This window comes from Sphingopyxis soli, from assembly GCF_018682675.1.
GTDB lineage: Bacteria > Pseudomonadota > Alphaproteobacteria > Sphingomonadales > Sphingomonadaceae > Sphingopyxis > Sphingopyxis soli.
Window position 1 is genome coordinate 20391 of sequence record NZ_JAFMTR010000012.1, and the last position, 7027, is coordinate 27417.

8 protein-coding genes are annotated in these 7027 nt (G+C 67.9%); 6 read left to right on the plus strand and 2 right to left on the minus strand.

Annotated features, from left to right (window positions below):
* The first annotated feature begins 18 nt into the window (after nt 1-18).
* Nucleotides 19-1020 (plus strand): NAD(P)H-dependent glycerol-3-phosphate dehydrogenase, encoded by a 1002-nt coding sequence (locus J1N50_RS01620; protein WP_215349706.1) that lies wholly within the window; start codon nt 19-21, stop codon nt 1018-1020.
* Nucleotide 1021: 1 nt separating this feature from the next.
* On the opposite strand, the gene J1N50_RS01625 is transcribed toward J1N50_RS01620, so the two are convergent.
* Nucleotides 1022-1648, minus strand: coding sequence for a TlpA family protein disulfide reductase (locus J1N50_RS01625; protein ID WP_246552936.1), 627 nt, complete (start codon nt 1646-1648; stop codon nt 1022-1024).
* Here J1N50_RS01625 and argH point away from each other — a divergent pair.
* From argH to J1N50_RS01645, 4 genes are read left to right on the plus strand one after another with little or no spacing between them, the layout of a single operon-like run.
* Complete coding sequence (gene argH, locus J1N50_RS01630) at nt 1647-3023, plus strand: argininosuccinate lyase (RefSeq protein WP_215349722.1); 1377 nt, start codon at nt 1647-1649, stop codon at nt 3021-3023. The two genes, J1N50_RS01625 and argH, sit on opposite strands and share 2 nt — an antisense overlap.
* Nucleotides 3023-3274 carry a hypothetical protein gene (locus J1N50_RS01635; RefSeq protein WP_215349708.1) on the plus strand — a complete coding sequence of 84 codons (252 nt, stop codon included), beginning with the start codon at nt 3023-3025 and terminating at the stop codon, nt 3272-3274. Before argH ends, J1N50_RS01635 begins: the two co-directional genes overlap by 1 nt.
* Before the next feature lie 19 nt (nt 3275-3293).
* On the plus strand, nt 3294-4553 hold the full coding sequence (gene lysA / locus J1N50_RS01640) for a diaminopimelate decarboxylase (RefSeq protein ID WP_215349710.1): 1260 nt from the start codon (nt 3294-3296) through the stop codon (nt 4551-4553).
* 2 nt (nt 4554-4555) lie between these two features.
* On the plus strand, nt 4556-5332 hold the full coding sequence (locus tag J1N50_RS01645; RefSeq protein ID WP_215349712.1) for a precorrin-2 dehydrogenase/sirohydrochlorin ferrochelatase family protein: 777 nt from the start codon (nt 4556-4558) through the stop codon (nt 5330-5332).
* Between the two features lie 179 nt (nt 5333-5511).
* On the opposite strand, the gene J1N50_RS01650 is transcribed toward J1N50_RS01645, so the two are convergent.
* Nucleotides 5512-6315, minus strand: a complete 804-nt coding sequence (locus J1N50_RS01650; RefSeq protein WP_215349717.1) for an SDR family oxidoreductase — start codon at nt 6313-6315, stop codon at nt 5512-5514.
* 108 nt (nt 6316-6423) lie between these two features.
* Here J1N50_RS01650 and J1N50_RS01655 point away from each other — a divergent pair, with 108 nt between their 5' ends.
* Nucleotides 6424-6936, plus strand: a complete 513-nt coding sequence (locus J1N50_RS01655) for a hypothetical protein (RefSeq protein WP_215349720.1) — start codon at nt 6424-6426, stop codon at nt 6934-6936.
* The last annotated feature ends 91 nt before the right edge of the window (nt 6937-7027 follow it).

Consider the following 7027-nt stretch of genomic DNA (forward strand, 5'->3'; position numbering starts at 1 on the left):
CGAGATGGGGAGAGACATATGCGCCTGAAAGTAGGCCTGCTCGGCGGCGGTAGCTGGGGAACGACGGTCGCCTCGGTCGTGTCGCGCAATGCGCCGATCACGCTCTGGGCGCGCGATACCGAAACGGTCGAGAGCATCAACGGGGCCAGCGAGAACCGCAAATATCTGCCCGGCATCAAGTTGCCCGCGGCGCTTCGCGCGACGAACGACATGGCCGAGGTCGTCGCCGGTGCCGATGTGCTCGTGATGGGCGTCCCCTCGCACAGCTTTCGCGGCGTCCTCGAGGAAGCGCGCAACCATCTTCGCCCGTGGGTGCCGGTGATCAGCCTGACCAAAGGCCTCGAACTCGCCTCGGGCAAGCGGATGACCGAACTGATCGAGGAGATCCTGCCCGGCCACCCGGTTGGCGTGCTGACCGGTCCGAACCTCGCCCGCGAGATCATGACGGGGCAGGCGGCGGCGAGCGTGCTGTCGATGGAGGACGAGATCGTCGTCCGCGCGCTCCAGCCGGTGTTCCACTCGGGGCTGTTCCGCGTCTATACCAACACCGACCTGCTCGGCTGCGAGCTGGGCGGGGTGCTCAAGAATATCATCGCGATCGCGGTCGGCATGGGCGACGGGCTCGGCGCCGGCGACAATACGCGCGCCGGGCTGATGACGCGCGGGCTGGCCGAGATCACGCGGCTCGGCGTCGCGATGGGCGGGCGGCCCGAAACCTTTGCCGGGCTCACCGGCATGGGCGATCTGATCGCGACCTGCACCAGCCCCCTGAGCCGCAATCGCCATGTCGGGGTCGAACTCGGCAAGGGCCGCCACATCGACGAGATCATTGCGGGCATGAACATGGTCGCTGAGGGTGTGAAGAGCGCGCCGACGGTGATGGCGCTCGCCGACAAATATGACCTGGCGATGCCGATCGCGCGCGACGTGTTCGACGTGACGCAGGGCAAGCGCGACGCGCGCGAGGTGTTTCGCGGCCTCCTGAAATCGAGCGTCGGCGACGAAGCGCACCCCGGGTGAGCTAAGCCCCCGCCTCGGCCAGCAACGCCTTCGCTTCGTCGCCCTGCCAGTCGATCGCGCCGACGACACGCCATACTTCCTTGCCCTGCGCATCATAGAGAATGCTCGTCGGCAGCGCGCTGGCCGCGGCGTCGAGCAGGCCGTTCTCCGGATCGAGATAGGGCTGCAGCGCCTTGAGGCCCGCCTTCCGGAACCAGGGATCGACGACGTCGGCGCCCTGCAGGTCCTGCGCGACCGCGATCACCGCCATGCGCTCGCCCTGCTGCGCCGCCAGCGCGTCGAGCGTCGGCATTTCGGCGACGCACGGCGCGCACCAGGTCGCCCACAGGTTGACGAGCAATGGCTTGCCGCGGAATGACGCGAGCGTCACCGGCGCGTCGTCGGGCCCGGTAAAGCTCACCGCGGGGGCAGCCTTTCCTGCATTGGCGCGGTCGACGATATGCTTGAAGGCGCCGACGTCCCTCGCTTCGCCGGATGAAATATTTGCTTGGGGCGCGGCGGCTTGCCCGTCGGCCTGCTTTTCCCTATCGCAGCCCGCGATCAGCGATCCCGCCAGCACGAACGGCAGGATCATCGGCAATTTGGTCAGGGCGCGGCGAATGGCGGATACTCCGGACAGCAACAGCATGTGGGGCGGCCGCTTCGGTGGCGGACCCGCGGCGATCATGCAAGAAATTAACGCCTCGATCCCCGTCGACAAGCGGTTGTGGGAAGAAGATATCGCCGCCAGCCGCGCGCACGCGGCGATGCTGGGCACCTGCGGGATCATCAGCCCCGACGATGCGGCGCAGATCGACCGCGGTCTCGCGCTGATCGCCGACGAGTTCGCCGAACGGGGCGTTCCGGTCGACCTCAGCCTCGAAGACATCCACATGACCGTCGAATCGCGGCTGAAGGAGCTGGTCGGCGAGGCGGCCGGCCGCCTCCATACCGCGCGCTCGCGCAACGACCAGGTCGCGACCGATTTCCGCCTCTGGGTCCGTACGGCATGCACCCGCATCGACACCGGATTGAAGGCGCTTCAGGCAGCATTGCTGACGCGCGCCGAAGACCATGCGGACAGCATCATGCCCGGTTTCACGCACCTGCAGGTCGCGCAGCCGGTGACGCTCGGCCATCACCTGCTCGCCTATGTCGAGATGTTCGCCCGCGACCGCTCGCGCTTCGCCGATGCGCGCCGCCGCCTCAACGAATCGCCGCTTGGCGCCGCCGCACTTGCCGGGACCAGCTTTCCGCTCGATCGCCACGCGACCGCATCGGCGCTCGGCTTCGACCGGCCGATGGCGAACAGCATCGACGCGGTGTCGGACCGCGACTTCGCGCTCGAATTCTGTGCCTCGGCCTCGATCGCGGCGATCCACCTCTCGCGCCTCGCCGAGGAAATCGTGATCTGGGCGAGCCAGCCCTTCGGGTTCGTGCATCTGCCCGATGCCTGGTCGACGGGCAGTTCGATCATGCCGCAAAAGCGCAACCCCGACGCCGCCGAGCTGGTGCGCGGGCGCGCCGGCCTGCTGCTCGGCGCCTTCCAGCGCCTGTCGGTGATCGTGAAGGGCCTGCCGCTCACTTACTCGAAGGATCTGCAGGACGACAAGGAAACGGTGTTCGGCGCCTTCGACGCGCTCGCGCTGTCGCTTGCGGCGATGACGGGCATGGTCGAAACGCTGAGCTTCCGCACCGACCGGATGCGCGCGCTCGCCGCCTCGGGCTTCTCGACCGCGACCGACCTTGCCGACTGGCTGGTGCGCGCGGCGGGGGTGCCGTTCCGCGAGGCGCATCATATCGTCGGCGCTTGCGTGAAACGATCGGAGGAGCTTGGCGTTGAGCTGTCGGCGCTGCCCGCCGCCGAGGCCGCCGCGATCCACCCCGCGGTCACCCCCGATGCGCTCGCGGCGCTGACCGTCGAGGCTTCGGTGGCGAGCCGCGTCAGCTATGGCGGTACCGCGCCCGAACGGGTAAGGCAGGCCATTGCCGCGGCCCGCGCCGCGCTGGAAGGACAGGATTGATGGCGACGAAGCGCCTCATCGCGACCATGATCGCTTCCGCCGCGTTGCTCGGCGCGTGCGGCGCGAAGGAAGATCTGAAGCCGGCGGCGAACCAGCCCGCGCCGGTCGTTCCCGTCGGCGCGACAAGCGCCCCGACCACGGAGGAGCTCACGACGCCTGACGCGCAGGCCCGGCCCGCGCGCAGCGACGAACTTCTCAAACGGTCCGAACGCCGCGAACCCGACGATTTCGATTTGCCGCCTCCGGGCTGAGCTTCAGGACTTTCGACCCATGGACCATTTTGAATATCGCGACGGCGTCCTCCACGCCGAAGACATTCCCTTGCCGCGCATCGCCGCCGAAATCGGCACCCCCGTTTATGTCTATTCGCGCGCGACGCTCGAACGCCATGCGCAGGTGTTCGCCGACGCGCTCAAGGATATTCCCAGGAAGCACATCGCCTTCGCGATCAAGTGCAACCCCAATCTCGGCGTGCTGCGCGTCCTCGCGCGGCAGGGCTATGGCGCCGACGTCGTCTCGGGCGGCGAGCTCGAACGCGCGCTCGCCTCGGGCATGGCGCCGCAGGACATCGTCTTCTCGGGGGTCGGCAAGACGCGCGCCGAGCTGGCGCAGGGGCTCGACCGCGGCATCGGCCAGTTCAACATCGAGCATGAGCCCGAGGGCGTCGCGCTCGCCGAAATCGCGCTTGCCAAGGACATGACCGCGCCCGCGGTGCTGCGCGTCAATCCCGACGTCGATGCGGGCACCCACGCCAAGATTTCGACCGGCAAGGCCGAGAACAAGTTCGGCGTCGGCATCGACGCCGCGCCCGAAATCTTCGGCCGTTTGGCGGCGCTGCCGGGGCTCCAGATGCGCGGCGTCGCGCTCCACATCGGCAGCCAGCTCACCAGCCTCGCGCCGCTGGAGGCCGCGTTCGAGCGCGTCGGCCGCCTTGTCGCCGACCTCCGCGCCGCGGGGCACAGCATCACCCACGTCGATCTCGGCGGCGGGCTCGGCGTGCCGTACAAGCCCGACGACAATCCGCCGAGCCCGGCGGAGTATGGCGCGATGGTCGCGCGGGTGACGAAGGACTGGGACGTCACCTTGATGTTCGAACCCGGCCGCGTCATCGCGGGCAACACCGGCGTGCTGCTGACCGAGGTGCTTTGGGTGAAGCCCGGCGCGACCAATCCTTTCGTGATCGTCGACGCGGCGATGAACGACCTCGCGCGCCCGGCGCTCTACGATGCCTATCACGACTTCGTTGCGGTCAGGCCGACGGGCGAGACGATGACCGCGTCGATCGTCGGACCGGTGTGCGAGACGGGCGACACTTTCGCGCGCGACCGCGTGATCGACAAGGTCGGGTCGGGCGATCTCGCGGCGTTCCGCACCGCGGGCGCCTATGGTGCGACGATGGCGTCGACCTACAACAGCCGCAGCCTCGTTCCCGAGGTGCTGGTCGACGGCGACCGCTATATCGTCGTCGCCGACCGTATCGCCGCGGGCACGATCATGGCCGCCGAGCGCGTTCCCGACTGGATCGACTGACGATGCAGCAGCTTCCCGTTTTCCTCAACCTCGCCGGCCGCACGGTCGTGCTGGTCGGGGAAGGCGAGGCGGCCGAAGCGAAGGCACGGCTGGTCACACGGGCGGGCGGGCGCATCGTCCCGGCGTGGGAGGAAGGCGCGGCCATCGCTTTCGTCGCGCTCGCCGATGACGAAGCGGCGCGCGCGGCGGCGGTAGAGCTGCGCGCGCGCGGCCTGCTCGTCAATGTCGTCGACCGGCCGGAACTTTGCGACTTCACGACCCCGGCGATCGTCGACCGCGCGCCGGTGACGATCGCGATCGGGACGGGCGGCGCGTCGGCCGGGCTTGCCAAGGCGGTGCGCCAGCGGATCGAAGCCTTGCTGCCGTCGCGGCTCGGTGCACTCGCATCGGCGCTCCATGCCGCGCGCGATACGATGCGGGCGCGCTGGCCGGCGGCTGCCGACCGCCGCCGCGCGATCGACGCGGCGCTTGCGGCGGGAGGGGCGCTGGACCCGCTCGATCCCGGGGCGGTGGACAGGGTGGGCCGGTGGCTGGCGGAGGAAATCGGGACGGCGGCCTCGCGCCTCGAGATCATTCGCCTGACCAGCAATGATCCCGACGATCTGACGCTGCGCGCGGCGCGGCTGCTGGGTGAGGCCGACCATATCTTCCATTCGCCTGCCGTCCCGGCCGCCGTCCTCGACCGCGCGCGCGCCGATGCGGTGCGGCATCGCGCCGATGCGCCGCCCGGCGATCCGCCGCCGGGGCTGTCGCTGTGGATTTCGGGGAGCGGTAGCTGACGGCCGAAAGGCGACACTATAATATCGTCCTCCCGGGCTTGACCCGGGATCCACGGCAGCGCTGAAGTCATGGACCCCGGATCAAGTCCGGGGTGACGAAAATGGTGAGGCCGAGATGACGAAGGAGTGAAACGGAACGGCAGTTCTCCACCCCCCAAGCTGCCGCCATCCTCGCAGCATCAATGCCCCGCGGTTCCCAGCCCGTCGACCTTCTTCGACTGCTTCGCGATCAGGCCGGGAAAGAAGCGCGACAGCCGCGACAGGCGCTTGGCCATCTTGCCGACGGTGACATGCACCTTGGTGCCGTGAACCGCCTCCCACGCGGCTTCGGCGACGCGTTCGACGGGCGAGATTTCGAAACCGGCGGCCGACAGGCGGCCGCGTGCGGGTTCGTTGCTGTCGGCGCTGACCTGATCGAGGATCGGCGTGTCGATGAAGCCCGGCATCAGCGAGCGCACCTTGATCCCGTGCTTGGCGAATTCGATTTCGAGCGCCTCGGTCAGGCCGCGCACCGCGAATTTTGTCGCCGAATAGACCGCGAGTCCGCCGACGCCATAAAAGCCCGAGGCCGATCCGGTGTTGAGGATCGTCGAACCCGGCGTCGCGCGAAGCAGCGGCAGCGCCATATAGACGCCGTTGACCACCCCGCCGAAGTTGATCGCGATCAACCGGTCGGCCTCTTCCGGCGCCATATCGATGAACTGGCCGCCCGATCCGATCCCTGCATTGTTGAACAGCACGTCGAGCCGCCCGCCGCCGGCCTTTGCGAAATTATCGAGCGCCGCCTTCCACTGGTCGCGGTCGCGGACGTCCATGACGTGGCGTGACGACGCGCCCTCGGGAAGCAGCGCGGCGGTTTCGTCGATCCCCGCCGAATTGACGTCGGCGATTCCGACAAACCAGCCCCGCGCGGCGAAATGGCGCGCGGTCGCGCGGCCGATGCCCGATCCGCCGCCGGTGATGAAAATCGCCTTCCGTGCCACCCTCGTCTCCTTACATTCTTGTCAGTTCAAGAAGAGGCCAGCTTGACCGACAGGTCAAGCGCAAAGGTCGCTTGGCAAGCGGCGTGGGGGATGGCTATCAGGGCGCCGATGTTCCGCCTGCGCCTGATGCTCCTCGCCCTCCTGGCTTTCTGTCTCGGCGCCGCGGTTCCCGCATCGGCCGCGGTTACGGTCAGCTTCTACAGCCACGATTTCGGCGACCGTTTTCCGCACGCCTTCATCGTCGTGAAAGGACGGCTCGACGGCAGCGGGCAGGTGGTCGACAATAATTTCGGCTTCACCGCGAAAAATGTCAGCCCCGCGATCCTGCTCGGTTCGGTGAAGGGCTATGTCCAGACGTCGCAGCCCGACTATATCGCGAAGAGCGACCGCCAGTTCAGCGTCACCGTCGACGACGCGACCTATGGCCGGTTGATCGCGAAGGTTCGCGAATGGCAGGACCGCAAGCAGCCGAGCTACAGCCTGAACAAGGCGAACTGCGTCCATTTTGTCATGGAACTCGCCGAGGTCGTCGGGCTCAGGGTCAATCGCAAGAGCAAATATTTCAAGAAACCCAAGACCTTCCTGATCGAAGTCAGAGAGCTGAACCCGGCGCTGGGGTGACGAACGGCGGGTTGCGACCGGAAGCTGCCCTTCCTTGTCTCGTCACCCCGGACTTGATCCGGGTGTGGATTCACATTTGAAGTGCAACGGC

Coding starts and splice junctions, on each gene's coding strand:
- J1N50_RS01620 (WP_215349706.1), top strand. CDS start 19: ATGCGCCTGAAAGTAGGCCTGCTCGGCGGCGGTAGCTGGGGAACGACG.
- argH (WP_215349722.1), top strand. CDS start 1,647: ATGTGGGGCGGCCGCTTCGGTGGCGGACCCGCGGCGATCATGCAAGAA.
- J1N50_RS01625 (WP_246552936.1), bottom strand. CDS start 1,648: ATGCTGTTGCTGTCCGGAGTATCCGCCATTCGCCGCGCCCTGACCAAA.
- J1N50_RS01635 (WP_215349708.1), top strand. CDS start 3,023: ATGGCGACGAAGCGCCTCATCGCGACCATGATCGCTTCCGCCGCGTTG.
- lysA (WP_215349710.1), top strand. CDS start 3,294: ATGGACCATTTTGAATATCGCGACGGCGTCCTCCACGCCGAAGACATT.
- J1N50_RS01645 (WP_215349712.1), top strand. CDS start 4,556: ATGCAGCAGCTTCCCGTTTTCCTCAACCTCGCCGGCCGCACGGTCGTG.
- J1N50_RS01655 (WP_215349720.1), top strand. CDS start 6,424: ATGTTCCGCCTGCGCCTGATGCTCCTCGCCCTCCTGGCTTTCTGTCTC.